This is a genomic window from Kitasatospora sp. A2-31, assembly GCF_022288725.1.
Taxonomy (GTDB): domain Bacteria; phylum Actinomycetota; class Actinomycetes; order Streptomycetales; family Streptomycetaceae; genus Kitasatospora.
In genome coordinates this window covers 236,737-260,758 of record NZ_JAKNTA010000011.1, presented here as the reverse complement: position 1 = coordinate 260,758, position 24,022 = coordinate 236,737, and the positions used below count along the sequence as shown (strand labels likewise).

Sequence of the window (24,022 nt, the reverse complement as noted above, 5' to 3'; positions counted from 1 at the left end):
CCCCCATGCCCGCACAGGCCCGTCGTATCGCCCTGCCCCGCGCCGCCCGCATCGGTATCGCCACCGCCGTCACCGGCGCCGCGTTCGCCCTCCCGCTGGTGACCACCATCAGCGCCCAGGCCCACACCGCCCCGGCCGCGAAGCCGCAGCAGACCGCCACCTGGACCGGCGCCACCAGCGTCGACGCCGCCCCGGCCGCTGCCGCGCAGCCGGCCGCCGAGGCCGCCGCCCCGGCCGCCCCGGCCGCCGCCCCGGTCGAGGAGAGCTACAAGGTCGTCAGCGGTGACACCCTGTCGAAGATCGCCGACGCCAAGGACGTCCAGGGTGGTTGGAAGGCGCTGTACGAGCACAACCGCTCGGTCGTCGGCTCCAACCCGAACCTGATCTTCCCGGGCCAGAAGCTGGCCCTGGGCACCAAGGCCGCCGCTCCGGCCGAGGCCGCCAAGCCGGCCGCCCCTGCCGCCAAGCCGCAGGTCTCGCACGACTCCGCCAAGCCGGCCGCCCCGGCGCAGGCGCCGAAGCCGGTCCAGGCCGCGAAGCCGGCCGCCCCCGCCGCGAAGCCGGCCGCCCCCGCCGCCAAGCCGGCGCAGGCCCCGGCCGCCACCCCGGCCCCGGCCGCCGTGGCCTCCACCTCCGGTTACGTCGCCCCGCTGGCCAACCCGAAGCTCGGCACCGCCTACGGCGTCGCCGGCTCGATGTGGGCCTCCGGCCACCACACCGGCGCCGACTTCGTCGCGGCCACCGGCACCCCGCTGCGCGCCGTCGCGGCCGGCACCGTGGTCAAGGCCGGCAACGGCGGCGCCTACGGCAACGAGGTCGAGATCAAGCTCGCCGACGGCAAGTACGCCCAGTACGCGCACCTGTCCTCGATCGGCGTGAAGGTCGGCCAGGCCGTCACCGTCGGCCAGCAGATCGGCCTCTCCGGTGCGACCGGCAACGTGACCGGCCCGCACCTGCACTTCGAGATCCGCACCGGCTCGGAGTACGGCTCGGACATCGACCCGATCGCCTACCTGCGGGCGCACGGCGTCGCCATCTGACCCGGTCCACGACCGAGTTGAGACCACCGCCAGGTGCGGGGCGAACGAACTCCCGGGATGGTCATGTCGGGTGACCGCTCGACCGGGTGATCGCCGCACCAGTGGCGGACCTACGGGCGCGGGACACGCCCAGGCCGGCCCGGCTCACGAGACCTCCCTCGTGAGCCGGGCCGGCCGCTTGCGTTTCCGTGCCGTTTCCGTGCCGCTTCCGTGGGCCCGGTGTGGCCCGGCGTCCGATCGCGTGGCCTGCCGGGCCGGCCCCTCCGTCGGCTCCGGTCACGCCCGGCGGGCGGGCAGGCCGGTCTGTGCGGCGGTCAGCAGCCGGTGCATCTGCTCGCCGAACTCCTCGGTGTCGCCGGCCGGTTCGGGGAAGACCAGGCGGACGTCGCGGTGGCCGTGCGGGTGGTCCAGGCGCAGCACCAGGCCATGGCGGTCGAGGGCGAGCGGGCGGATCTCCGGCCGCCGGGCGAGGAGTTGGGGGTCGAGCAGCCGGGTGAGCGCGGCGAGCGCGTCGGGGTGGTCGTCGGCGAGGTGGGTGAGCAGGCCGGCCTCGTAGCGGGCGAGCGGGTCGGGGGCGGCGAGGGCGAGCTCGGCACCGGTGAGCGCGCTGGTGCCGTACGGGGTGGCGAGGACGGCGTGGGCGACGTCCAGGTGCAGGTGGACGCTGAGGCCGTCGTCGGCCAGGTGGGCGAGCCTGAGCCGGCCGGCCAGGGTGAGCCGGCCGCGGACGCGGTCGCGGACGGCGACCGGGGCGATGTCGGTGACGTCCAGGACGACGGCCAGACCCTCGGTCCCGCCGGTCGCGGCGAGGGTGAGCCCGGAGTCGAGCGGGGCGCTCAGCCGGAGCCGGGAGCCGTGGAGCGAGACCGGGGTGTCGAGGTCGTGGTGCTCGCCGCGGGCCCGGACCACCACCGAGGAGGTGGCGCTGAGCAGGCTGCAGACCCGCTCGGCTGCGGTGGGCTCGGGGGCCTCGGCGTCGGCGGGGGTGGGGCTCACGGCGACCTCCAATTGATTAGGTTAGCCTTACCTAATCATCTTGGTTGCTGGGGAGGCAAGGCCGCCCGCCCGGGGTGCGCACGCCCGGCCGGTGTGCGGGGTCCGGACGGTGGCCGTCCGGACCTCGCGGTTCGGGCCGTGCCGGCTCCGGTCCGCCCGGCGGTGGATCAGCCGATCACGGCCTGGGCGTCGATCTCGACCAGCATCGGCTCCTGCGGCAGTTCGACGAAGACGGTGGTGCGGCAGGGCTTCACGCCGCCGGGCTCGATGTTCTCCTCGATGAACTCGGCGTAGGCCTCGTTCATCAGCGGGAAGTCCGCCCGCTTGGTGAGGTAGACGCGGAACATCACCACGTCCTCGATGGTGGCGCCGCCGGCCTCGACGATCGCCTTGACGTTCTCCAGCGTGCGCCGGGTCTGCGCCTTCACGTCGCCGTGGTGGAGGTACTCGCCGGTGGCCGGGTCCTGCGGCCCCTGGCCGGAGACCTGCAGGAGGGGGCCCTTGCGGACGCCCTGGGAGAACATCCAGGCCGGCGCGGGGGCGCCGTCGGTACGGATCTCGGTCTTCTGGTCGCCGCTCATGGCTTCCTTCGTGTCGCGGACGGGCGGTCGGGGGCAGGTGGCAGGGGTGTGGTGATCCCGTGAGGCCCGAGGGCCCGGGCGGTCAGCCCTCCCGGGGCGGCCGGCCGCAGTCGGCGGAGACCGCGCCGGCGGTGGCGAGCAGTCGGGGCAGCAGCTCCAGGACCTGTTCGTAGGGGAGGACCACGTCCGGCACGGAGATCGAGACGGCGGCGACGACCCGTCCGCCGGCGTCCCGGACCGGCGCGGCCACGCAGTTGATGAAGGCCTCGTGCTCGGCGTGGTCCTGCGCCCAGCCCTGGGCGGCGACCTTCTCCAGTTCCGCCAGCAGCGCCTCCGGGTCGGTGAGCGTGCGCGGCGTGTGCGGGGTGAAGTCGATGCCGGCCACCACCCGGCGGCGCTCGGCCAGCGGAAGGTCGGCCAGCAGCACCTTGGCGACGGCCGCGCTGTGCAGGACGGCGCGCAGCCCGATCCGCGAGTACATCCGCACCGGGTGGCGCGAGTCGTACTTGTCGATGTAGACCACCTCGCCGCCCTCGTAGGCGGCCAGGTGTACGGTCTGGCCGGTGGCGGCGTTCAGCTCGGCCAGGTGCGGGGCGGCGATCCGGCGGATGCCGCGCTGTTCCAGGGCGAGGCCGGCGAGCGCGAACAGACCGGCGCCGAGGTGGTAGCGGTAGGCCTGGTCACGGTGGACGAAACGTTCCGCTTCGAGGCTCTGGAGCAGTCGTAGGACCGTGGTCTTGTGCACGCCGAGCACCTCGGCGAGCTGGTCCAGCGAGCGCTCGCCCTCGCCGAGTTCGGTGAGGATGCGCAGGGCGCGGGTGACGGTCTGACTCATCGGCGGCCTCCCTGGGCCGGGGAGGTGGTCGGTCGGGGGCCGGTGGTCGCGCCACCGGGCGGGGGCAGGGCGGGGCAGGTGATGCCGTCCGCCGAGACCGCGGTCGCCGCCCACTCCTGCGGGGAGGCGTCCAGCAGGGCGGCGACCACCGGCCCGGGCGGCAGTTCGGGCTGATCCCCGTGGGCGGTCAGGGCGCAGGCGGCGCTGAGGTGGCCGAGCCGCAGCCGGCGGCGCTGGTCCAGGCCGCGCAGGGTGGCCGCCAGGTAGCCGGCCGCGAAGGCGTCGCCGGCGCCGGTCGCCTCGACCACCTGGACGGCGAGGGCCGGCTCGGTGACGGCCGTGCCGTCCCGGTCCAGGGCGGTGGCGGTCCGGGCGGCGTCCTTGACCACGACGGTGGCGACGGAGGGGAAGAGGCGGCGCAGCGCGTGTGCGTCGCCGGTGCCGAACGCCTCCTCGGCCTCGTCGGCGCCGAGCAGCAGCAGGTCGCAGGCGTTCAGCAGCGGCGGCAGCACGGCCGGGTCCCGCTCGCGCCAGAGGGCGGGGCGCCAGTTGAGGTCGAAGCTGACGAGGCGGCCCGGTCGGCGGTCGGCCAGCAGGGCGCGCAGCAGCGCGAGGCAGTCGTCGGAGAGGGCGGCGGTGATCCCGGAGAGGTGCAGCAGCCGGGCGCCGGCCAGCAGGCGTGCGGCCGCCGGGTCGTCCAGCAGCGCGGGGGAGAGTGCGGAGGCGGCGGAGCCTCGGCGGTGGTAGTGCAGCCGGCTGCGGCCCGGACCGAGGTCGTGGCGGCCTCCGGTGGAGCCGCCGACCTCCTTGAGGTAGAGGCCCGTCGGGCGGTTGCGGTCCACGGCGACCGCCGAGACGTCCACCCCGCGGGCGGCCAGCTCGGCGAGCAGGCGGCGGCCGAAGCCGTCGTCACCCACCCGGCTGATCCAGGCGCTCGGCACGCCGAGCGCGGCCAGCGCACCCGCCACGTTGGACTCGGCGCCGCCGACGGAGAGGCGGAAGCCCTCCACCGACTCCAGCGGGCCCGGCCGGTCCGGCAGCAGCGCGGCCATCGACTCGCCCACGCAGACCGCCGCCGGTCCGCGGGGCGGCGGTGGGGCGGCGCCCGGGCCCTCGGGGGACTCCTGTCGGGGCATCTGCGGGCTCCTCGTCTGCGGCTGCCGTTCCGTCGGCCTCCGGATCGGTGGCGGTTCCGTCGGCGGTTGCGGGGTCCGGCGGTTCCGTCGGCCGGCGGTTCCGTATCGGGTTCCGTTGACCTTCGTCCGGCGCCGATGCTAGAACCGTGCTGTCAGCATGCGCAACCAGCGTTGCACATGTTGCAATCCGCTGAGGGAGGGTGACCGTGGATCAGACCTTCGCAAGCGCCGGCACCGGACCGGGCATCGACGCCGACAAGGTGGCGGCGCTCGCCGACGAGGTGCTCGACTGGCGGTTCAAGGCGCTTCCGGCCGCGGCCCGGGGGCTGAGCGTTCGTGACTACCTCGCCACCGCGCCCACCCTCGCCGGTTTCGGCACGCCGCTGCTCACCCTCGACGGCGCCGCCGTCGAGCACAACGTGCGAAGGTCATCGGGCTGGTCAGGACCTTCTTCTGATGGCCGGCGGCCCGCTGGTCTTCAAGGGTGCCACCGTCGTCGACGGCACCGGCGCCGACCGGTACCGCGCCGACGTCCGGATCGAGGGCGGGCTGATCACCGCGATCGGCCGAGGACTCGGGGCGGCGTCCGCGGTGGACGCCGACGGGCTGGTGCTGGCCCCCGGGTTCATCGACATGCACGCCCACTCCGACCTCGCCCTGCTGCTCGAACCCGAGCACCCGGCCAAGGTCACCCAGGGCGTCACCTGCGAAGTCCTCGGCCAGGACGGCCTGTCGTACGCGCCCGTGGACGACACCACGCTGCTCGCGCTGCGCCGCCAGCTCGCCGGCTGGAACGGCGATCCGCAGGGCTTCGACTGGGACTGGCGCACCGTCGGCGGCTACCTGGACCGCCTCGACCGGGCGGGGGCCGGCGTCAACGCGTGCTACCTCGTCCCGCACGGCTCGCTGCGGATGCTCGCCATGGGCTGGGCGAACCGGCCGCCGACTCCGGCCGAACTCGACCGGATGCGCACGCTGTTGGCCGAGGGGCTGGAACAGGGCGCGGTCGGGCTCTCCAGCGGCCTCAGCTACTCGCCGGGCATGTACGCCGACACCGCCGAACTGGTGGAGCTGTGCCGGGTGGTCGCCCGCCACGGCGGCTTCCACGCCCCGCACCAACGCTCCTACGGAGAAGGCGCTTTGGCGGGCTACGCCGAGATGGTCGAGATCGCCCGCCGCTCGGGCTGCCCGCTGCACCTCACCCACGCCACCATGAACTTCGGCGTCAACCGGGGCCGGGCCGGCGAACTTCTGGACCTGGTGGACCGGGCACTCGCCGACGGCGTCGACCTCACCCTGGACAGTTACCCCTACCTGCCCGGCTCCACCACGCTGGCCGCGCTGCTGCCGAGTTGGGCCACCGAGGGCGGACCGCAGGCGACCCTGGCCAGGCTGGCCGAGGCGGACGCGTGCGAGCGGATCCGCCACGAGGTGGAGGAGAAGGGCAGCGACGGCTGCCACGGCGTGGTCACCGACTGGGCGACCGTCCAGCTCTCCGGCGTCCGTGACCCCGCCCTGGCGGGCCTGGTGGGGAGGACGGTCGCAGACATCGCCGCCGAACAGGGGCGCAGCGGCACCGAGGTCTTCCTCGACCTGCTGCGCCGCGACGAGCTGGCCACCGGCATCCTCCAGCACGTCGGCCACGAGGAGAACGTCCGGGCGATCATGCGCCACCGCGCGCACACCGTCGGCAGCGACGGCCTCCTGGTGGGCGCCCGCCCGCACCCGCGCGCCTGGGGCACCTTCCCCCGGTACCTGGCCCGGTACAGCCGTGAGTTGGGCGTCCTCACGCTGGAGGAGACGATCGCGCGGATGACCGGACGCCCCGCCGCCCGGCTCCGGCTCGACCGCCGCGGGCGGATCGCCCCCGGCCACCACGCCGACCTCGTGCTCCTCGACCCCGGGAAGGTCCAGGACACCGCCACCTTCGACCGTCCGCGGCAGCCCGCCGCCGGCATCGAGCACGTCTACGTCAACGGCACCGCCGTCGTCCGGCAGGGCCGCACCACGGGCGCCCGCCCGGGGCGGGCCCTGCGCCGAACCGACCGAGGAACGCTCGCCGCATGAAACCCCACGCCCGCCGTGCTCGCCCGCGCCCGCGCCGTGCTGGCCGCCTCGCCCGTCATCGCCGTGGTCCGCGCCCCACGGATACCGGATGCCGCCGCACTCTGCGCCGCGCTCTCCGAGGGCGGTATCCACCTGACCGAATTCACCTTCACCACGGCGGATGTGACGACACATCTGCGACGCGCCGCCCGGGTGGGCTGGCGGGTCGGGATCGGCACCGTGCTGACCGCGGAGCAGGCCGACCGGGCGATCGGCGCGGGCGCCTGGTTCCTGGTCACGCCCGGACTCCGGCCGGAGGTGGCGCGGCGTGCGCATGCCGAGCGGGTGCCGGTGGTGCTCGGTGCGCTGACACCGACCGAGGTGCTCCAGGCCCGGGAGCTCGGCGCGGCCGCGGTCAAGATCTTCCCGGCCCGGGCGTTCGGCCCCGGCTACTTCAAGGACCTGCGCGGCCCCTTCCCGGACATCCCGCTGGTCGCCTCCGGCGGCGTGAACGCGGGCAACGCCGGCGAGTTCCTGGCCCAGGGCGCGCTCGCGGTCTGCGCGGGCTCGGAGGTGGTGGCGCCGGAGGCGGTGGCGGCCGGGGACTGGGCGGAGATCACCCGCCGGGCCAAGGCGTTCACCGAGGCCTGCGCGGGCCGGTAGAGGCAGCGGCGGCCGGGTCGCAACGCGCCCGGCGAACGTGCCGCCGCCCCGGCCCGGCGCCACGCCGGGGGCTGGTGCGGGCTGTCGGGACGGCCGGGATTGGACGAGAATCGGTAGACCCGGCCCCCGGCACCCGGCAGGAGGATCCACCCCATGACCTCGACCCGCCCCGGCCCCGACTGGCTGGCCGACGCCGTCCTCTACCAGATCTACCCGCAGACCTTCGCCGACTCCGACGGCGACGGCATCGGCGACTTCGCCGGTGCCACCGAGCGCCTCGACCACCTCGCCTGGCTCGGCGTCGACACGGTCTGGCTCACTCCCTGCTTCGACTCGCCGTTCCGCGACGCCGGGTACGACGTGAGCGACTACCTCACCCCGGCCCCGCGCTACGGCACCTCCGACGACCTGGCGGCGCTGGTCGAGGCCGCCCGCCGCCGGGGCATCCGGATCCTGCTCGACCTGGTCGCCGGCCACACCTCCGACCGGCACCCGTGGTTCCTGGCCGCCGCCGAGGACCCGTCCGACCACCGCTACATCTGGTCCGACCACCGGGTGGACGGCTTCGTCGCCTCGCCCGGCAGCCGGCCGGGCTGGTACCGGCCGAACTTCTTCGACTGCCAGCCCGCGCTGAACTTCGGCTATGCGCGCAGCCGTTCCGACGAGCCGTGGCGCCAGCCGGTCGACGCCGACGGTCCGCGCGCCAACCGCCGGGCGCTGCGCGAGATCATGGCGCACTGGCTCGGCCTGGGCGTGGCCGGATTCCGCGTCGACATGGCCTCCTCGCTGGTCAAGGACGACCCCGGGTTCACCGAGACCGCCAAGCTCTGGACCGAGCTGCGCGACTGGCTCGACCGCGCTCACCCGCAGGCCGCCCTGTTCGCCGAGTGGGGCGACCCGGCCGCCGCCGTCGGGGCCGGCTTCCACGCCGACTTCTTCCTCCAGTTCGGCGGAGCCGACCGCGGCCTCCCGCTGCGCTCGCTCTGGAACAACAACGCCGGCACGGTGGAGGAGTTCTGGCAGCAGGGCCCCTGCTACTTCGAGGCCGAGGGCCGCGGCACCCCGCAGGTGTTCCTGGACGCCTGGCGCTCCGCCGCCGAACTCACCGAGGGTGCCGGGTACATCGCCCTCCCCACGGCCAACCACGACTTCTCGCGGCTCGCCACCGGTCCGCGCACCGGCGCCCAACTCGCCCCGGCCTTCGCCTTCCTGCTCACCTGGCCCACCCTGCCGGCGGTCTACTACGGCGACGAGATCGGCATGCGGTACCTGCCGGGGCTTCCGGACGTCGAGGGCAGTGTGCTCGGCCCGCGGTACAACCGGGCGGGCTCCCGCACCCCGATGCAGTGGGAGCCGGGGCGGAACGCCGGCTTCTCGACGGCCCCCGCCGACCGCCTCTACCTGCCCGTCGACCCCGATCCGCACCGGCCCGACGTGGCCACCCAGCGGGCCGACCCCACCTCGCTGCTGCACACCGTCCGGCGGCTGATCGCGCTGCGCCGGGCCCACCCGGGGCTGGGCGCGGCGGGTGAGGTGGACGTCCGGCACGCCGGGTACCCCCTGGTGTACACCCGGGCCGGGCGGTACCTGGTGGCCGTCAACCCGCGGCGGGAACCGGGCGAGGTGCCGCTCGGCAGGGTCGGGGTGCGGCCGCTGGACGTCCACGGGGTGCGGGTGACCGACGGGCGGCTGCGGGCGGACGGCTTCTCGTACGGGGTGTTCGAGCTGGTGTGAGCGCTGGGGCGGCTGCGGGTGTCCGGTGACGTCGCCGGACACCCGCAGCCGCGTCGCGCGCGGGCGCGGCCCGGTGCGGGCACGGCCCGGTGCGGGCGTGGCCTCCGAAGCACTTCGGGTTGGTTGTAGACTGCATCCGAATAGTTGCATTTACCACCTTTTGCTGGCTCGCGCCGGGCCCGCATCCCGAACCCCCGGAGGACCGGACGAACGCCATGAGCACACCCCAGAACACCGCAACGCCCACCGCATGGCCCACGCTCAAGCACCTCGCCGTCCACCTGCTCACCCCGCTGCTGATGTGCCTCGGCATGGCGCTCGCCTACCAGGGCGCGTTCCACCAGCCCGAGCCGAACCACCTGAAGGTCGCGGTCGTCGGCGACTCCGCACAGGCCCGGGGCCTCGCCGACGCCGTCGGGGCCAAGGCCGGCCCGGCCCTCGACGTCAGCACCCTGCCGGACCGCGCGGCCGCCGAACAGCGGCTGCACGACCGCGACCTGGTCGGTGCGTTCCTCCCGGACGCCCGACGGCCCGAACTGCTCGTCGCCAAGGCCGGCTCCGACACCTCCGCGATGGCGGCGGAAGCGGTGTTCCGGAACGTCACGGACAAGCAGGGCGTGCCGCTCACCGTCACCGACCTGGCCGCCCCGGCCGAGGGCGACCCGACCGGCCAGGGCCTGTTCTTCCTGCTGGTCGCGCTCAGCATCGGCTCCTACGCGAGCGTCGCGGTGATCGGCGCGGCCGGCGCGGCGCTGAGCATGCGGATCCGGGCGCTGGTCGGCCTGGCGGTCTCGCTCGTGGTGAGCCTCATCGGCATCGTCACCGCGGGACCGGTCTTCCACGTCGTCGACCACGACCTGGCGGCCGTCTGGGCGCTGGGCTGGCTCTACTCGGCCGGCGTCGTCGCGGTCGGCATCGGCCTGCACACCTTCCTCCGGAGGTGGACCACGCTGGTGATGATGGTGCTGTTCGTGATGCTGAACTTCACCACCTCCGGCGGCGTCTACCGGCCCGACCTGCAGAACGGCTTCTTCGGCACCCTGCACTCCGTTGCCGCTGTCCCCGGTGTCGGGGGCGTCCAGCCAGTCCCGGAGCTCCTCGGTGTGCTCGCCGAGCCGCGGTGGACGGCGTGCGTAGCGCGGCGGCGTCCGGGAGAGGTTGATCGGATTGGCGACCCGCCACCGCCGGTCGTCGGCCAGCTCCGGTGCGCCCAGTCCACGGCAGAGCGCGGCGAACTGGCGGTCGTTGCCCACCGCCACGACCAGCGGCCGGTCGGCGGCCGCGAACACCTCGTACGGCGCGATCGACGGGTGGCGGTTGCCGAGGATGCCCGGGACGGCGCCGGCGAGGGTGTAGCCGGCAGACTGGTTCACCATGCTGGACAGCAGGGTGGAGAGGAGATCGACCTCGACCACCTGTCCCTCGCCGGTGGCCTCGCGGTCGCGCAGCGCGGCCAGCACCCCGACGGCGGCGTGCAGGCCGGTCAGCACGTCCACCACGGCGACCCCCGTCTTCACCGGTTCGCCCGGTGCGGCGCCGGTGATGCTCATCAGGCCGCCCCGCCACCGCCTCGCCGGACTGCTCGGTACGGCCTCGGCCGGCATCGCCCGCGCCCACGACGGCACCCTCTTCTTCGCCTACGCCACGGGCACCGCCGATCTCACCGGCATCTGGCGGCTCTGCCCCGGCGGCACGCCGGAGCGCATCTCCGCCTTCCCGGTGGACAGCCTGCCCAACGGCCTCGCCCTCGACGAGCGGGCCGGCCTGCTCTACTCCGCGGATTCGGCGCTCGGCCTGGTCCGCACGGTGCCGGTGGCCGGCGGGGACCCGGTGGTCTGGTCGGACGACGCACTGCTGAGGCCCGCCCCCGGAGCGTTCGGCGCCAACGGCCTGGCCTGGACGACTTCGGCTTCATCGGCCGCGGCGACCGGCTGATCGCGGCGCTCAACACGCCCAATGAGGCCGTCTACCTCGACGAGCACGGCAGCCGCCACACGGTCCTCACCGCGCAGGACGGCCTCTCCAACCCCACCGCGGTGGCCGTCCGAGGGGACACCGTCTACGTCCCGAGCGCGGCCTACTTCACCCGGACAAACCGCCGGTGTGCAGCGCCCCGGTGCCGGCCAGGGGCGGCCGGCCCAGCAACCGTGCGACGAGCGCCTCGGCCCGGCCGGGGGCGGCGTGCGGGCGCAGCATCCGCAGCGTGCCCGCCAGCGCCGAGGCGGCGTTGCCGTCGAGCAGCCGCTCCGAGACCGGGACCGCGGCCCGGACGGCGGTGGCCAGCGGCGCCAACTGCCCCTGGACCAGTACCCGGTGGAGCCGGTCGGCCAGTTCGGGTAGGTCGGGCAGGGGCTCGGAGCCGGCCTCGCCGGGAGAGGTGCCCGAGCTCGCGGGCTGCGGCCGGTGGGGCGCCCACAGGTCGATCGGGCCCTGCTCGGGGACGCGCAGGTGGGCCCGGTCGGGGTCCAGCTCGGGGACGGTGCCGAGCAGGACGGCGGCGCCGAGGCTGACCGAGCAGAACCGGGCGGCGAGTCCGAGGTGCAGGATCGACGCCGCGACCCGGGGCTCGGCGGTGCCGAGCCGGCGCGCGACCTCCCGGATCCGCGCGGCCAGCAGGGAGTCCGGCCCGGTCGCGTACAGCTCGCGCAGTGGACGGTACCCCGGCGGTGGGGTGTCGTCGGGTGCGGGGGCGGTGTGCAGTACGAAGTACGGCCCGGCGACGGCGAGTCGGCGGTAGTCGGGCATCGGGCCGTCCTCCGGGGGCGTGGCGGGCGGCCCGGCGCCGTCGGGCGAGGCCGTTGTCGGTACGGAGGAACGGTAGCGGGTGGCCGGAGCCCGGGAGTGCCGACGGTCGTGGTGGTCCGGACGTGCGGAACCTGCGAGGCGGGGGGTGGCCTCCGGACGTCACGTCCTCCGGCCTGTAGTTCGATCGTCGACCTAGGTACCAGCGGCAGACCCTGATCCGTCTCGATCTGTCGCCACTGCCTCCTGCGGTCGAACTTCCTCGTCTACCTCGCAGGTCCACTTCCATGATGCGCCTGTTGCGGTCGTTGCACCAGGGTTCTGCCCCGCGAATCCGGGCGAACCGGAGGTTTCGGTCCGCGCGGTCAGCGAAGCGCGTCCTTGCGCAGGAACTTCTTCAGCCGCTGCCAGGTCCAGGTGTTGATCACGTCCTCGGTGGGGCGTCGAGCAGGGTCCGGCCGCCGGACTGCCGCATCAGCTCGATGCCGTGCAGGATCTTCTCTCCGCTGCGCTCGCCGAACCCGGCCACCTCGCTCAGGCGGTCGGACGCTGGGGACGGCCATCATCTCCCGGACGCCGGGCGGGACCTTGGCGCGCAGCGTCTCCAGCGCGGACATCCGGCCGGTGGCGAGGTACTCGGCGATCTTCTCGGCGGTGGACTTGCCGACGCCGGGGATCTGTTGGAGCCCCTTGGTGTCCAACCGTGCGACGTCCTCCGGGTGGCCGCCCACCGCGCGGGCCGCCTTCTCGTAGGAGCGGGCCCGGAAGGCGTCCCCTCCGGTGATCGAGATCAGGTCGGCGTACTCCTGGAGCAGCTCCTGGACCTGGTCGTTGAGCCGGGTCATGGGGTCAGTCTAGGTTCGGCGGCCGGATCGGGCCGGGCGGGCGGAGCCGGCCGGGCGGTCGGTGGGACGGTCGGTGGGACGGGTGGTGCGGGCGGGTCTGGTGATGCGGGCGGGCCCCCCGCGGGCTGCCGGTGGTGAAGGGCGACGCCCGGCGGCTGGAGACGGCGCTGGCCGGGCTGGTGGACCACGCCGTCCGGCGGAGTCCGGCCGGCGGCCTGACCGTGGTGCTGGCGCTGACGGTCGCCCTGGACTGACGCCGGGCCGGGCGGCGCGCCCGCGGACCGCGTCCGGACCGCCCCGGGGAACCGCAAAGACTTCTTCGCAAAATTCCTTTGCGAAGAAGTCTTTGCGGTTCTAGGCTGCAGCCATGACCGAAGAGAAGCGTCGTCCTCGCCACCACCGGCAGCGCCACCATGACCGGCCTCGTCGCGTTCGTCGAGATGACGCCGTACGTCCTGGTCAAGGCCCTGACCGGGCCACTGATCGACCGGTTGGGTCCGCGCCTCGTCTCCTGGACGACGGACGCGGTCAGTGCCGTCGCCGCGGGTCTGATCCCGCTGCTGCACGGCCTCGGCGCACTGCCGTTCTGGCTGCTCCTGGTCATGGTCGGTGTGGTCGGCGGGGTTCGCGGCCCGGGGGACCTCGCCAAGGAGGTGATGGTCCCGGAGGCGGCCGACCGCGCCCGGATACCGCTGGAGCGGGCCACCGGGCTCGCCGGCGTCACCGAGCGGCTGGCCTCGACGATCGGCCCGGCGGTCGGTGGTGGTCTCATCGCACTGCTCGGCCCGATGGCGGGCCTGACCGTCAACGCCGCCGCGTTCGCCCTCGGTTCGCTGGTGATCGCGCTCGCCCTGCCTGCGGGCATGGGCCGCGCGGCCGCCGAGCCCGGGGCCGGCGGGGAGGGCGCGACCGCAGAGAAGGAGGTCGGCTACTGGCAGATGTTCCGGGAGGGGTTCACCTTCCTGCGCAGCGAGCCGCTGATGCTCACCGTGATCGTGATGATCGGCATCACCAACCTGCTCGACGCCGGGTTCATGACGGTGCTGGTCCCGCTCTGGGCCAAGGAGTCCGGCGGCGGCCCGGCGGCCATCGGGCTCTCCGGCAGCGCCTGGGGGATCGCCGCGGTCACGGGCAGTCTGGTGGCGGCGGTCGTCGCCCACCGCCTGCCGCGCCGGACGGTCTTCTTCGCCGGCTTCCTGCTCTGTGGCGCTCCGCGCTTCCTGGTCCTCGCGCTCGATGCGCCGATGGGTGTGGTGCTCGCCGTGTTCGCGGTGGGCGGCTTCGGGGCCGGGTTCCTCAACCCGATCCTCGGCGCGATCACCTTCGAGCGCGTCCCGCGCCACCTGCTGGGCCGGGTCGGCGCCCTGGGCGACTCGCTGGCCTGGGCTGGCATACCCCTCGGCGGCCTGCTCGCCGGCAGCGCCGCCGCGCTCACCGGCCTGCTGCCGGTACTGCTCGCCTTCGGCAGCCTCTACCTGGCCACCACCACCTTGGCGGGCCTGCGCCCGGAGTGGCGGGAGATGGACCGCTCGCGCGGTCGGGGCGCGGTGCCCGGATCGGTTCCGAGGACCACGGCCGGCGCCGAACCGGCGGCCGCCGAACCGGCGGGGGCTGCGGCCCGGTGACGCCGGCGCCCGTGCGGCGTCGCGCGTCCGGGCCAGCTCGCTGCGTGCCGGCCGGCCCGGCCCCGTGACCGGCCCGGGTGACCGAGCCGCGTGATCCGGCCAGGTGACCGACCGCCCGACCGAGCCGGAGGAGCCGGGTAGCCGGGCGAGCCGAGACCCGGATCGGCCGAACGCACCGGCGGACGAACCGCCGGTGCGGGCGATAGCGTGGCCCTCGGCCGTACAGGCGCGCTGTGGCGCACGCCCGACGAGGAGACCGAGCATGAGCTGGTTGCCGCCGGAACAGTACGTGCAGACCATCGAGAACGCGACCGTCTTCGGCTGCTTCTACTTCACGGATACTCACGGCCGTCCGCTCGGGATGCGCTCGCGCCAAGACCCCGGGTTCTGGGGCTGGCCCGGCGGGAACGTCGAGCACGGCGAACATCCGCTGGAGACCGCGGTCCGGGAGTGCCGCGAGGAGACCGGCATCGACCTGGAGAGTGCCGCCCCCGGCCTGCTGGCGAGCCCCCGGCTCCTTGCCGTCGTGTTCAACGGGCCGGATGCGTCCTGGCCGCTGGCCAAGGTCGGATTCGTCTTCGACGGCGGCGAGCTGACGGACGACCAACTCGCAGGCATCGTCCTCGACCCCGAGGAGCACACCGAGTGGCAGGTCCGGCGCGTGGCCGGATGGCTCGACCTGATGGGGCGGCGGAGTTCGCCCGCCTGCAGCAGGTCGACGCGGCCCGCAGGACCGGCGCTGCGGTCTACCTTCCCTAGGCGGTCGGCGGGGTGGACTCCGGGGACAGGTGAGGGGAGACTCGCGGCGTGGTGACGCTTCAGGTGCTGACGACGGACGACTGGCCGTTGTGGCGGGCGCTGCGCCTGGCCGCACTGGCCGATGCGCCGCACGCGTTCAAGGTGCGGTCGGCGGACTGGGACCGTGGTGAGGAGCAGCGCTGGCGGGCCCGGCTGGAGCTGCCCGGGGCGTACCACCTCGCCGCACAGGTGGGCGGGCGCGGCGTCGGCATGGTCAGCGGCCTTCCCGGCACCGCCGACGGGAGCGGGCGGACGGGCCGGACCGCGGAGCTGCGATCGCTCTGGGTCAGCCCCGAGGTCCGCGGCCGTCGGGTGGGCGACCGGTTGATCACGGCGGTCGAGGACTGGGCGCGGACGTCCCGCGCGGAGCTGCTGAAGCTTGCCGTGCTCCCGGGGAACGAACCGGCCCTGGCGCTCTACCGGCGCCACGGCTTCGTGGCGTCGGCGGAGCCCGGAGCTCTTCTGCCGGGTGGCGCAGGCCGCGAGCTCGTGATGGTGAAGGCGTTGGCTGCGAGCAAGTGTTCCTGACGGGCCGGGCAGCCTGGGCGGGCCGGCCGTGGCGATCACCGGCCGGGCTCGCGGGAGTGGCGCTCGGCCTCGGCGTGCCACCACCCGGGCGGGGCCGTTCCGGTGATCGTCGAGGTCGGCTGGTCGGGGTGCAGCCCGAGGCGGCGGAGGAGCGGTCCGTGGAGGTGGACGTGGAACCAGCCGTGCCATCGGCCGTCCGGGCCGACGCCGCACGTCAGGCCGGAGCGGATCTCGTCGGCGGTGAAGGGGGTCCAGTCGATCCCCCGCTCCCGTAGTCAGGCACGCGCGGCGGCTACGGGCCGGAGGCGGCCGGAGACGTTCTCGTAGTGCGCGACGAGGATCCACTCGGACTCGGGTGCGGTCATGCGGTGATACCAGTCGCTCGGCCCAGATCCTCGGCCCGGTAAATGATCTCCGTGGGCAGCTGGATCGGGTTAGCCTCGCGGAATGACTCGGAGCGGTCGGTACCGGTGGCGTACCCGTTTGCGCAGGCATCTGCCCTGGTTCCTCGTCGAGCGAGGCCTGGCCGACAAGGGCAGCCGGGATTGCGGAGCCCATGAGTGGTACAACCACGACGGCGCTGTGGCGCGTTGCTACCACTGCGAGGTCGGAGAACGTCCCTGGGTTGCACCGTTCGGCAACGCCTGACCTCACTGGGTGGTTCACAAGGCAATCCTTCGGAATCAGCCTCTTCCCGGGTTTGGCTTCGCCCCGACTCACCCATCCGCGACTGGACCCCTCACCCGGCCGGGACTGCTGACAAGCTAGGACCTGCCCCGACCGCCCGCTCCGCCGGAGGGCGTGCGCTGGCCGGCCGGCCTCCGGGGGGAACGGCGGCCGTCGGGCGGGCTGCCGTCGAGTGGGCGGTCGTCAGGCTCATTGGCGGTCCAACGGAGCAGGAGCACGCTGGCCAGAGCGGCGAGCGCGCACCAGGTGGAGACGAAGGCCAGCCGCCACAGCAACGCGCAGACGGCGGCGCCCACGCCGGTGAGCAGGCCGAGGTGCCGCAGCCGGCGGTCGCCGCTGAGGAGGAGCGAGCCGACGGTGGCGAGCAGGTAGCCGGTCAGCAGGAATCCCGGGTGCGGGAGGCCGACGGCGTAGGCGAGGGTGTGGCCGTGTTCGGCGGCCCCGACCGGATGGCTGGCGACGGCCACGGCGAGCGGTACGGCGACGAGGACGCCGAGGAGCACGAAGGGCAGGAGGCGCCGTCGGCGGGCCGGTTCGCGCCGGTTCGCGTGCCGCGCACCGGACCCCGGCGGGGACGAGCGCGGGCAGCAGCGGCAGGGCGATCACCGCCCATGCGGTGCGGGCCCACCCGGCCGCGGCTGCGGGCAGGTCGCCCTCGGTGCCGAACCAGACCGCGGCCTCGATCAGCTGGTGGACGCCGAGCACCAGGGGGAGCGAGGCGAGGAGCAGGCGCTCCGGTCGCCCGGCGCGGTACGCGCGGGCCAGACAGATCAGGCCGACCCCCGCGACCGCGCCGCCGGCCGCCAGGTCCGCCTGCGCGCTCCAGCACATGCCGTCGCCCGTCCCGGGACTACCGGGGGCTCCCGCCGGTGCCGCGCGGATCGTTGCCCTCGCGGCGGTCCGGTCCGTGGTCGCCGGGTGCGTGGTCGCCGGGCGTGCGGCCGTCGGAGCCGCGGCGGTCGGTTGTCGGACTGCCGTCGACGGGGCCGCCGGTGGGAGGGCTGCCGGGGGAGTCCTGGTGCGGCAGGCCCGGCCCCGGAGCTGGGTCGGCGGTGGGATCCGAACCGGTACCGGAACCTGCGTCCGAACCGGTACCGGAACCTGCGTCCGAACCGGGACCGGCACCTGCGTCCGAACTGCCACCGGCGTCGGAGGCGGCTTCAGCCGAGGTCCGGCCCCCGCCCTCGGGGAGGTCGCCGACGCTCTCCAGCAGGTCGCCGGTGGAGCCGGGCATCGCGGGGTGGCGACCGATCACGATCACGCCGACGACGATGGCGATCAGCCCGGCGATCTCCCAGGCCAGGGCGCCGGGCGTGACCCGCAGGCGGTCGCCGAGGAAGCCGACCGCACAGACGATCCCGGTGATCGGCTGCGCGGCGGTCAGCGCGGGCAGCGACATCCGCAACGGTGCGGCCTCGAACGCACTCTGTACCAACAGCAGTCCGACCACGCCGGCCGCCACCACCGCGTACGGCTGCCAGGTGCCCAGCACGGCTCGCACGCCGTCGTGATCGAGACGCTGGGTGGTGGTGCGGGTGAGGGCGTCCTGGAGGCCGTAGAGCAGGCCCGCGGCCAGGGCGAGCAGCGTGGCCTCCTCGAAGAGGGGAAGCCGGCGGGCGAGCGAGACCAGGAGCAGGGTCAGCCCGGTGACCGTTCCGACCACCAGCCAGTGCCGTAGTTCACCGGCCGGTGGACCGCCGCCGGTGGGCCGTCCGGCCACGATGAAGGCCGTGACGCCGAGGGCGAGGAGCAGCACCCCGATCCAGCCGGAGCGCCCGAGGGACTGGCGGGTCAGGACCCGGGACAGGGCCATGGCGAAGAGCAGGTTCGTCGCGAGCAGCGGTTCTACCAGCGAGACCTCGCCCTGGTTGAGTGCGAGCGCGGAGAGGATGAGCCCGCTGACCATGAAGCCGGTGCCGAGCAGCCACTCGGGCATCCGCAGCAGGTCGAGCAGCAGTCGCCAGTGCAGCAGGTCGCCACGCGGGGCACGTTGTGCCGCGTGCTGCTGGAGGACGAACCCGAGGCCCAGGCAGCAGGCGGCGCTCAGTGCGAGGAGGAAGACCACCACGGAGGGACCACCCCAATGTCGCTGCCCGCGCCGCACCGGCGGTCTGTGGTTCGACGGCGGTCGCGGCGCGCTCTCGTCAGCGTACCGCCGGGGCGGCCGGGCGACCCCCGGGAGCCGCCGGGGGTGGGCGTGGCGTCCGGGCTCGCGGGCGTGCCCCCGCCCGTGGCCCCGGCCGTGCCCGCCGCCCGCGACCCCGCTTGCCGCCGTGGGCGGAGCGGGCGCACGCTGGTGTGAGCGGCCGCCACGGCGTCAGCATCCGTGCCGGTCAGAGCAGGCACGACGGGGGCGGGCGCCAGGAGGTGTGGCATGCACAACCAATGGGATGTGGAGCTGAGCTTCGACGAGGACGGCGTGCACACGGCGTGCGACGCGAGGCTGACCGGGGCCAGGGCACCGGGCCTCAGCGCGCACGGGGAGTCCGTCAAGAGTGCGGACGACCGCCCGCTCGCGCGGATCGGCGAGGAGATGGCGGCCTCCCGTGCACTCGAGGAACTGGCCCACAAACTCCGGGCGCAGGCCACCGGGGAGATCGAGGACGAGGGCCACCGGCCCGGCTACCTGATCTACTGACACGTGCCGACGGGCGACCGCGTAGCCGCCGACGTCCGTGAACCGGCCGACGGGGCTGACCGAGCAACGGGGCCGGGCGCGCACTGCGCCCGGCCCCCACCGGATCCGTCCGATCACCCGATCACCCGATCACCCGATCAAGCGATCAGCCCGGTCGATCAGCCGAACTGTCCGGGCTGGTAGTCACCGGCGGGCGTCTGGAGCATGACGTTGCCGCGGTTGAAGGCGTTGATCACGGTGATGACACCCACCAGGGCGCCGAGCTGCTCCTCGTCGTAGTGCTTGGCCGCGTTGGCCCACACCTCGTCCGGGACACCCCCGGCGGCATCGGCGATGCGAGTGGCCTCCTCCGCCAGCTCCAGCGCCGCGCGCTCGGCGTCGGTGAACACCGTGGCCTCGCGCCAGGCCGCGACCAGATTGAGGCGCTCGGGGCTCTCGCCGGCGTGCACGGCGTCCTTGAAGTGCATGTCGGTGCAGAAGCCACAGCCGTTGATCTGGCTGGCCCGGAGCTTGACGAGCTCCTGGGTCGAGGCCGGCAGTGTCGAGTCGGCGAGCACCTTGCCCGCGGCGATGATGTGCTTGAAGACCTTGCCGAGGACCGGGTTGGTGAAGGGGTTGAGGCGTGCTTCCATGATGGGCTCCGTTGCCGTCGTCCTGCGGTTCCACATCCATGACGGGCCGGCCCGCCGGTTTGTGACACGGAGACGACGTGACGGGCGTCACTCCTCTGTGGCCCGTCGGCCCCGACGCCGCACCGATCCCCCCGCGAGGCCCCCGCTATGCGCGGACGGCGAGGAATTCGGTGAGGCGGCGGTTGAGTTCGGCCGGGTGGGCGGTCGGAAGGTTGTGGTGGGAGGCGTCGGGGAGCACGTCCACGGTGGCCTCGGGCAGGGCCTTCCGCGCCAGGTCGGCGACGCGCCGGGCGTCGTGCGTGCGGCTCCGGGCGGCGAACAGGGCCAGCGTCGGCGCGGTGTGGGCGCGCAGCCGTTCGGGGGTCGGCCGAGGGCCGGTGACCGGACGGGCCGAGGGGAAGCCGGCGAAGCCGAGTGCGTACAGCTCGCGCCAGCCGGTTTCGGCGTCGGTGCCGGAACCGGTGCCCCCCGCCTCCCAGGCGAGGAGGGAGCGGGCCTTGCCGGCCGTCCGGGGCGGCAGGAAGAGCGGTAGGGCGCGCAGCAGGTAGCCGGGGCGGAAGCCGGCGAAGCACTGGGTCGGGTCGAGCAGGACCAGTCGGCCGATCCGGGTCGGCGCGTGCAGCGCGTACTCCAGGGCGATCCACCCGCCGTAGGAGTGGCCGCAGAGGTCCACCTGGGCGACGCCGAGCCCGTCCAGCACGGCGTCGAGCCAGGTCATCAGGCCGGCCACGCCGCCCAGGGGGGCGGTGAGGGTGCTGCGGCCGGGATCGCCGATCAGGTCGACGGCGAGGACGCGGTGGCCGGCCGTGGTGAGCGCCTCGACGTTGGCGAACCAGCCGGTCGAGGTGGCGCCGCCGCCGTGCAGCAGGACCAGCGGTCGGCCGTCACGCGGGCCGCAGGCGTTGACCCGCGTGGTGCCGTGCGGTGTCCGGACGGTGATCCCCTCGACGGGGACGGGCCAGTGGCTCAGGATCTCGTCGTAGGCGGCGAGGAACGTGGCCAGCGCCGGCGAGGCCTGTGCGGTGGCCGGCTCCGGTGAGCTTGACGAGGCGTGGACGGATCCGGTGGTGCGTGCTGACATCATGCCCTCCGACGGATGGCGAATTCACTCGCTGGCCAATAATCTCGCTGAGCGAGAGAATAGTGGCACAGGCGTGCCGAGGAAAGGACGACAGGGTGGGTGCACAGGTCGACGGGCGGTCGGACGGACAGCCCGAGGCGCGGCAGGGAGGCAGTGCCGTCGGGCAGCCGGAGGAGGAGCGGGCGGGCGGTGCCGCCGAGCCCATGCAGCTGGTGCATCTGCTGCGCGGCCTGACCGTCGAACTGGACCTGTTCGGTGCGGAATTCGCCGCCCGGCAGGGACTCCACCCGACCGACCTGCGGGCGCTGATCCACCTGTTGGACGCCGCGCGGGCCGGCACGGTCGTGACGCCCGGTCGGCTCGGTGCGGCGCTGCGGCTCAACTCGGCGGGCACCACGGGCCTGGTCGACCGGCTGGAGCGGCTCGGCCTGATCCGCCGCGAGCGCGACCCGGAGGACCGGCGGAAGGTCCGGCTGCTGGTCGAGGACCGGGCGATGGAGCTGGGGCAGGACTTCTTCGGCGGCCTGATTGGGGACCTCGTGGCGGCCATGGGGCGGTTCGACGCCGGAGAGCTGGCGACGGCGCAGCGGTTCCTGCAGGCCATGGCCGCCGTGGTCGCCGCGGCCCGGGAGGAGTGACCCGGCAGTCGCCGTGGGCCGCGGGACCGGCCGCGCCGCGAGGGGCGGCGGGCGCGGGCGGCCGGCTCAGTGGCCCGGCGAGAGCGCCCAGGTGACGGCGGAGAGGGTGGCCATCGAAACGACGGTCGAACAGAGCACCGAGTCCCGGGCGAGGGTGGTGGCGTGGCCGTACTCGCGGGCGTAGACGAAGACGTTCTGGGCGGTCGGCAGTGCCGAGAACAGCACCACGGTGAGCAACTGGTGCGCCGGCAGGTGGAGCAGGAAGGCGCCCGTGGCGAACGCGCCGAGCGGCTGTATCAGCGTCTTGATCGCGACCGCCGCGCCGACCTCCGCGTAGCGCCCCGGCCGGCCCGCCCGCCCGCGGTCGTCGAGCCGCCGGCCGGTGCCTCGGAGGCCGGTGCCTGGCAGGCCGGTGCCTCGCAGGTCGGTGCCGGCAGCGTCGGTGCCCCGATGGTTCGTGCCTCGATGGTCCGCGTCACCGGCGTCGGTGCCGGGGCGGTCGGCCGGCGGGCGGTGCAGTGACATGCCGAGAGCCACCAGGGCGGTCGGCACGCCGGCGCCGCCGAGCAGCTCGCCGGAGCGGTTCAGCTCGGCCGGCAGGTGCCAGCCGCCGGCCGACACCGCTGCGCCCAGCGCGACCGCGAGCAGGATGGGATTGCGCAGCGGCAGGGTGAGCGCCGCCCGGCGGCCCGCGCGCCCGGTGTCCAGCACGGTCAGCACGGCGGGCGTCACCAGGAGGGTCTGGAACAGGACCACCGGTGCGGCGAAGGAGGCGTCACCCAGGATCTGCAGGGCGACCGGGATGCCGAGGTTGGCCGAGTTGACGTAGCCGGCCGCCATGCCGCCGATCGCCCGCTCGGCCGGTGGCCGGCCGAAGAAGCGGTGTGCGACCAGCGCGCCGATGCCCACGGCGAGCGCCGTTCCGGCGGCGAAGGCCAGCATCGACGGGTTGGCGAACTGGTCCAGCGGCGTACGGCCGATCATCAGGAACAACGCGGCCGGCATCGCCACGTGGAAGACGAATCGGCTCAGCACCGCCTCGGCCTGCGGCCCGAGCAGTCCGCTGCGGCCGACCAGGTAGCCGATCCCGGTGAGGACCCAGATCGGGGCGAAGCCGGAGAGCAGCGGAGGCAGGCTGGGCATGGTTCCTCGGGGGCTCGGCCGCGCCGGGCCGCGGTGCCGGCGCCCGGACGGTGGCGGCGACCCCGGTTCGACGGGGGCGGGGCGGCCGACCTGGGTTCGGCGGGGTCGGGGCGGCGGGTCGGTCGGCGGAGTGGCCGCCGAGCCGGGGGTCGCCCGGCCACGCCGAAGTCAACCAGACGCCCCGCGGCTACCATGGCCCGGTGGACTATCTGAGCCTGGCCGAGGTGGAGACGATTGCACGCCGAGCGCACGAGGGGCAGGTCGACAAGAACGGTCGCCCCTACTCCGAGCACCTCGCCGCGGTGGCGCACGGTGTGGCCGCTCGTGGCGGGAGCGACGAGCAGGTCGCGGCCGGCTGGCTGCACGACGCGATCGAGGACGATGCACTGACCCGGGAGTGGCTGGCCGAGGCCGCGCTCTCCGAAGCCACCAAGGCGATCGTCGATGCGCTCACCAAGCGCCCCGGCGAGCCGTTGGAGGGCTACACCGCCCGGATCCTGGCGACCCCGGGCGCCCTGCTGGTCAAGCAGGCGGATCTGGCCCACAACGCGAACCCGGCGCGGCTGGCTTCGCTGGACGACGCGACCGCCGCCCGCCTCGCCGAGAAGTACCGCCGGACGCGCGAACTGCTCGGCCTGGCCGAGGACTGACGGGACGCCGGTCGACCGGTCCCCGGCTGTGCGTCGTGTCCGGGCGGCGGGGCCGGACGGGCGAGAGGGCCCGTGCACGCGGATCGCGCGTGCACGGGCCCTCTCGGTCACCCCGGTGGTCCCTGTCCGATCCCCGGGGTGAGGGGGGACAGCGGCTCGGAAGCTGGGTGAGGTGGAGCCGGGCGGCTCACATGCCGGTGGTTCGGTACCGGCGGCTCACTTCCGGTGACTCGTGTACCAGCGGCTTAGTACCAGTGGTGGGTCTGCCAGAAGGCCCAGGCGGCGTTCGGGCTGCCGTAGCGGGTGTTCATGTAGTCCAGCGCCCACTTGATCTGGGTGGCCGGGTTGGTCTTCCAGTCCGCACCGGCGGAGGCCATCTTGGAGCCCGGCAGCGCCTGCGCCAGACCGTACGCGCCCGAGCTCGGGTTGGTCGCGGTCACGTTCCAGCTGGACTCGTGGCTGATGATCTGGCTGAACGAGGCGAGCTGGTTGGCCGGCACGATCTGCGCGGCGATGGTCTTCGGGGAGACGGTCGCGGCGGAGGCGGTGGAGGGCAGCAGACCGGCACCCACGGCGGTCAGACCGGCAGCGCCGGCAAGAATCGCGGCAGAAGTACGCATACGGAGCTTGAAAGCGGGCATGAAGAACTGGACCTCAATCAGGTTGGGCCGGTGTCACGCCCCGCCTCGACCGGTGGCCGGACAGGGGCGAAACGGTCGCGGGGCGTGACTCGGCAACAAGCCGTCCTCCGGCGGGACAGGAGCCGGGGCGGCTGACGACTGAGCCATTGTTGCCAGACCGGATCGGCCGCCGCCAAGACCCCCTGGCTACGACCCGCCGTCGTAGCGCCGGGATCTGCCGTGGAATCGAAGGCCCTGCCCAAGGGGCCCTCGCCGTGCCCGCTGACCTGCGGGAACGCCCTTCCCCGGGTCGGCGCGTCCGCGTCGCTCGGCACTCACTACCGGTCGTCGTGCCGCTCAATCG

21 protein-coding genes and 5 pseudogenes are annotated in these 24,022 nt (G+C 74.3%); 12 read left to right on the top strand and 14 right to left on the bottom strand.

Features of this window, described 5'->3' with window-relative positions; genetic code table 11:
• The first annotated feature begins 5 nt into the window (after positions 1-5).
• On the top strand, positions 6-1,040 hold the full coding sequence (locus tag MCM47_RS41950; RefSeq protein WP_255752900.1) for a LysM peptidoglycan-binding domain-containing M23 family metallopeptidase: 1,035 nt from the start codon (positions 6-8) through the stop codon (positions 1,038-1,040).
• Positions 1,041-1,316: 276 nt separating this feature from the next.
• On the opposite strand, the gene MCM47_RS28490 is transcribed toward MCM47_RS41950, so the two are convergent.
• The 4 genes from MCM47_RS28490 to MCM47_RS28475 form a co-directional block, all read right to left on the bottom strand.
• Positions 1,317-2,036, bottom strand: a complete 720-nt coding sequence (locus MCM47_RS28490; RefSeq protein ID WP_238864551.1) for a DUF2470 domain-containing protein — start codon at positions 2,034-2,036, stop codon at positions 1,317-1,319.
• A gap of 167 nt (positions 2,037-2,203) precedes the next feature.
• On the bottom strand, positions 2,204-2,617 hold the full coding sequence (locus MCM47_RS28485) for a RidA family protein (RefSeq protein ID WP_238864550.1): 414 nt from the start codon (positions 2,615-2,617) through the stop codon (positions 2,204-2,206).
• Between the two features lie 82 nt (positions 2,618-2,699).
• Complete coding sequence (locus tag MCM47_RS28480) at positions 2,700-3,452, bottom strand: IclR family transcriptional regulator (protein WP_238864549.1); 753 nt, start codon at positions 3,450-3,452, stop codon at positions 2,700-2,702.
• Positions 3,449-4,588: a sugar kinase gene (locus MCM47_RS28475; protein ID WP_238864548.1), complete on the bottom strand. Its 1,140-nt coding sequence runs from the start codon at positions 4,586-4,588 to the stop codon at positions 3,449-3,451. The genes MCM47_RS28480 and MCM47_RS28475 overlap by 4 nt, the downstream gene beginning before the upstream one ends.
• A 456-nt stretch (positions 4,589-5,044) precedes the next feature.
• Between MCM47_RS28475 and MCM47_RS28470 the strand changes: the two genes are divergently transcribed.
• The 4 genes and pseudogenes from MCM47_RS28470 to MCM47_RS28455 all read left to right on the top strand — a co-directional run.
• A complete protein-coding gene (locus tag MCM47_RS28470) occupies positions 5,045-6,655 on the top strand; it encodes an amidohydrolase family protein (RefSeq protein WP_238864547.1) in 1,611 nt (536 codons plus the stop codon).
• 15 nt (positions 6,656-6,670) lie between these two features.
• Positions 6,671-7,297, top strand: coding sequence for a bifunctional 4-hydroxy-2-oxoglutarate aldolase/2-dehydro-3-deoxy-phosphogluconate aldolase (locus MCM47_RS28465; RefSeq protein WP_238864546.1), 627 nt, complete (start codon positions 6,671-6,673; stop codon positions 7,295-7,297).
• 153 nt (positions 7,298-7,450) lie between these two features.
• The gene (locus MCM47_RS28460) at positions 7,451-9,031 is read left to right on the top strand and encodes an alpha-amylase family glycosyl hydrolase (protein ID WP_238864545.1); all 1,581 of its coding nucleotides are present in this window, start codon (positions 7,451-7,453) and stop codon (positions 9,029-9,031) included.
• Between the two features lie 215 nt (positions 9,032-9,246).
• Positions 9,247-10,080 (top strand): annotated as a pseudogene (locus tag MCM47_RS28455) (hypothetical protein); the annotation flags it as partial.
• 24 nt (positions 10,081-10,104) lie between these two features.
• Here the strand turns inward: MCM47_RS28455 and MCM47_RS28450 are convergent.
• Positions 10,105-10,590 (bottom strand): annotated as a pseudogene (locus tag MCM47_RS28450) (CoA transferase); the annotation flags it as partial.
• On the opposite strand from MCM47_RS28450, the gene MCM47_RS28445 reads away from it, so the two are divergent.
• Positions 10,574-10,966, top strand: a complete 393-nt coding sequence (locus MCM47_RS28445; RefSeq protein ID WP_238864544.1) for a hypothetical protein — start codon at positions 10,574-10,576, stop codon at positions 10,964-10,966. The pseudogene MCM47_RS28450 and the gene MCM47_RS28445 overlap by 17 nt on opposite strands.
• Positions 10,967-11,113: 147 nt before the next feature.
• Here the strand turns inward: MCM47_RS28445 and MCM47_RS28440 are convergent, their stop codons facing one another.
• Together MCM47_RS28440 and MCM47_RS28435 are read right to left on the bottom strand one after the other, a co-directional pair.
• Positions 11,114-11,776: an IucA/IucC family C-terminal-domain containing protein gene (locus tag MCM47_RS28440; RefSeq protein ID WP_238864543.1), complete on the bottom strand. Its 663-nt coding sequence runs from the start codon at positions 11,774-11,776 to the stop codon at positions 11,114-11,116.
• A gap of 362 nt (positions 11,777-12,138) precedes the next feature.
• On the bottom strand, positions 12,139-12,618 hold the full coding sequence (locus MCM47_RS28435; RefSeq protein WP_308222487.1) for a helix-hairpin-helix domain-containing protein: 480 nt from the start codon (positions 12,616-12,618) through the stop codon (positions 12,139-12,141).
• 386 nt (positions 12,619-13,004) lie between these two features.
• Here MCM47_RS28435 and MCM47_RS28430 point away from each other — a divergent pair.
• From MCM47_RS28430 to MCM47_RS28420, 3 genes and pseudogenes are all read left to right on the top strand, one after another.
• A pseudogene (locus tag MCM47_RS28430) lies at positions 13,005-14,243 on the top strand (MFS transporter); the annotation flags it as partial.
• A 262-nt stretch (positions 14,244-14,505) separates the two neighbouring features.
• Positions 14,506-15,057, top strand: coding sequence for an NUDIX hydrolase (locus MCM47_RS28425; protein ID WP_308222486.1), 552 nt, complete (start codon positions 14,506-14,508; stop codon positions 15,055-15,057).
• Positions 15,051-15,569 carry a GNAT family N-acetyltransferase gene (locus tag MCM47_RS28420; RefSeq protein WP_238864542.1) on the top strand — a complete coding sequence of 173 codons (519 nt, stop codon included), beginning with the start codon at positions 15,051-15,053 and terminating at the stop codon, positions 15,567-15,569. Before MCM47_RS28425 ends, MCM47_RS28420 begins: the two co-directional genes overlap by 7 nt.
• Positions 15,570-16,333: 764 nt before the next feature.
• Here MCM47_RS28420 and MCM47_RS28410 read toward each other — a convergent pair.
• From MCM47_RS28410 to MCM47_RS28405, 3 genes and pseudogenes are all read right to left on the bottom strand, one after another.
• On the bottom strand, positions 16,334-16,759 hold the full coding sequence (locus tag MCM47_RS28410) for a DUF6629 family protein (protein WP_238864541.1): 426 nt from the start codon (positions 16,757-16,759) through the stop codon (positions 16,334-16,336).
• 97 nt (positions 16,760-16,856) lie between these two features.
• Positions 16,857-17,087 (bottom strand): annotated as a pseudogene (locus MCM47_RS43455) (DUF6629 family protein); the annotation flags it as partial.
• Between the two features lie 385 nt (positions 17,088-17,472).
• Positions 17,473-18,324: pseudogene (locus MCM47_RS28405) on the bottom strand (DMT family transporter); the annotation flags it as partial.
• A 306-nt stretch (positions 18,325-18,630) separates the two neighbouring features.
• Between MCM47_RS28405 and MCM47_RS28400 the strand changes: the two are divergent.
• On the top strand, positions 18,631-18,894 hold the full coding sequence (locus tag MCM47_RS28400) for a dsRBD fold-containing protein (RefSeq protein ID WP_238864540.1): 264 nt from the start codon (positions 18,631-18,633) through the stop codon (positions 18,892-18,894).
• Between the two features lie 158 nt (positions 18,895-19,052).
• Here the strand turns inward: MCM47_RS28400 and MCM47_RS28395 are convergent, their stop codons facing one another.
• Positions 19,053-19,526: a carboxymuconolactone decarboxylase family protein gene (locus tag MCM47_RS28395; protein ID WP_238864539.1), complete on the bottom strand. Its 474-nt coding sequence runs from the start codon at positions 19,524-19,526 to the stop codon at positions 19,053-19,055.
• A 145-nt stretch (positions 19,527-19,671) separates the two neighbouring features.
• Positions 19,672-20,607, bottom strand: coding sequence for an alpha/beta fold hydrolase (locus MCM47_RS28390; protein ID WP_238864538.1), 936 nt, complete (start codon positions 20,605-20,607; stop codon positions 19,672-19,674).
• A gap of 203 nt (positions 20,608-20,810) precedes the next feature.
• Between MCM47_RS28390 and MCM47_RS28385 the strand changes: the two genes are divergently transcribed.
• Entirely contained in the window at positions 20,811-21,245 is a 435-nt protein-coding gene (locus tag MCM47_RS28385; RefSeq protein ID WP_238864591.1) for a MarR family transcriptional regulator, read from the top strand.
• Between the two features lie 66 nt (positions 21,246-21,311).
• On the opposite strand, the gene MCM47_RS28380 is transcribed toward MCM47_RS28385, so the two are convergent.
• Positions 21,312-22,388, bottom strand: a complete 1,077-nt coding sequence (locus MCM47_RS28380; RefSeq protein WP_238864537.1) for an AEC family transporter — start codon at positions 22,386-22,388, stop codon at positions 21,312-21,314.
• A gap of 200 nt (positions 22,389-22,588) precedes the next feature.
• On the opposite strand from MCM47_RS28380, the gene MCM47_RS28375 reads away from it, so the two are divergent.
• Positions 22,589-23,038, top strand: a complete 450-nt coding sequence (locus tag MCM47_RS28375) for an HD domain-containing protein (protein WP_238864536.1) — start codon at positions 22,589-22,591, stop codon at positions 23,036-23,038.
• 245 nt (positions 23,039-23,283) lie between these two features.
• Here the strand turns inward: MCM47_RS28375 and MCM47_RS28370 are convergent, their stop codons facing one another.
• Positions 23,284-23,658, bottom strand: a complete 375-nt coding sequence (locus tag MCM47_RS28370; protein WP_238864535.1) for a transglycosylase SLT domain-containing protein — start codon at positions 23,656-23,658, stop codon at positions 23,284-23,286.
• Positions 23,659-24,022 lie beyond the last annotated feature (364 nt).

Bases quoted from the DNA above. Each gene is read 5' to 3' on its own strand.
- MCM47_RS28480 (WP_238864549.1), bottom strand. From the start codon at position 3,452: ATGAGTCAGACCGTCACCCGCGCCCTGCGCATCCTCACCGAACTCGGC.
- MCM47_RS28380 (WP_238864537.1), bottom strand. From the start codon at position 22,388: ATGCCCAGCCTGCCTCCGCTGCTCTCCGGCTTCGCCCCGATCTGGGTC.
- MCM47_RS28445 (WP_238864544.1), top strand. From the start codon at position 10,574: ATGCTCATCAGGCCGCCCCGCCACCGCCTCGCCGGACTGCTCGGTACG.
- MCM47_RS28400 (WP_238864540.1), top strand. From the start codon at position 18,631: ATGCACAACCAATGGGATGTGGAGCTGAGCTTCGACGAGGACGGCGTG.
- MCM47_RS28435 (WP_308222487.1), bottom strand. From the start codon at position 12,618: ATGACCCGGCTCAACGACCAGGTCCAGGAGCTGCTCCAGGAGTACGCC.
- MCM47_RS28485 (WP_238864550.1), bottom strand. From the start codon at position 2,617: ATGAGCGGCGACCAGAAGACCGAGATCCGTACCGACGGCGCCCCCGCG.
- MCM47_RS28475 (WP_238864548.1), bottom strand. From the start codon at position 4,588: ATGCCCCGACAGGAGTCCCCCGAGGGCCCGGGCGCCGCCCCACCGCCG.
- MCM47_RS28395 (WP_238864539.1), bottom strand. From the start codon at position 19,526: ATGGAAGCACGCCTCAACCCCTTCACCAACCCGGTCCTCGGCAAGGTC.
- MCM47_RS28460 (WP_238864545.1), top strand. From the start codon at position 7,451: ATGACCTCGACCCGCCCCGGCCCCGACTGGCTGGCCGACGCCGTCCTC.
- MCM47_RS28385 (WP_238864591.1), top strand. From the start codon at position 20,811: ATGCAGCTGGTGCATCTGCTGCGCGGCCTGACCGTCGAACTGGACCTG.
- MCM47_RS41950 (WP_255752900.1), top strand. From the start codon at position 6: ATGCCCGCACAGGCCCGTCGTATCGCCCTGCCCCGCGCCGCCCGCATC.
- MCM47_RS28370 (WP_238864535.1), bottom strand. From the start codon at position 23,658: ATGCGTACTTCTGCCGCGATTCTTGCCGGCGCTGCCGGTCTGACCGCC.
- MCM47_RS28470 (WP_238864547.1), top strand. From the start codon at position 5,045: ATGGCCGGCGGCCCGCTGGTCTTCAAGGGTGCCACCGTCGTCGACGGC.
- MCM47_RS28440 (WP_238864543.1), bottom strand. From the start codon at position 11,776: ATGCCCGACTACCGCCGACTCGCCGTCGCCGGGCCGTACTTCGTACTG.
- MCM47_RS28425 (WP_308222486.1), top strand. From the start codon at position 14,506: ATGAGCTGGTTGCCGCCGGAACAGTACGTGCAGACCATCGAGAACGCG.
- MCM47_RS28390 (WP_238864538.1), bottom strand. From the start codon at position 20,607: ATGTCAGCACGCACCACCGGATCCGTCCACGCCTCGTCAAGCTCACCG.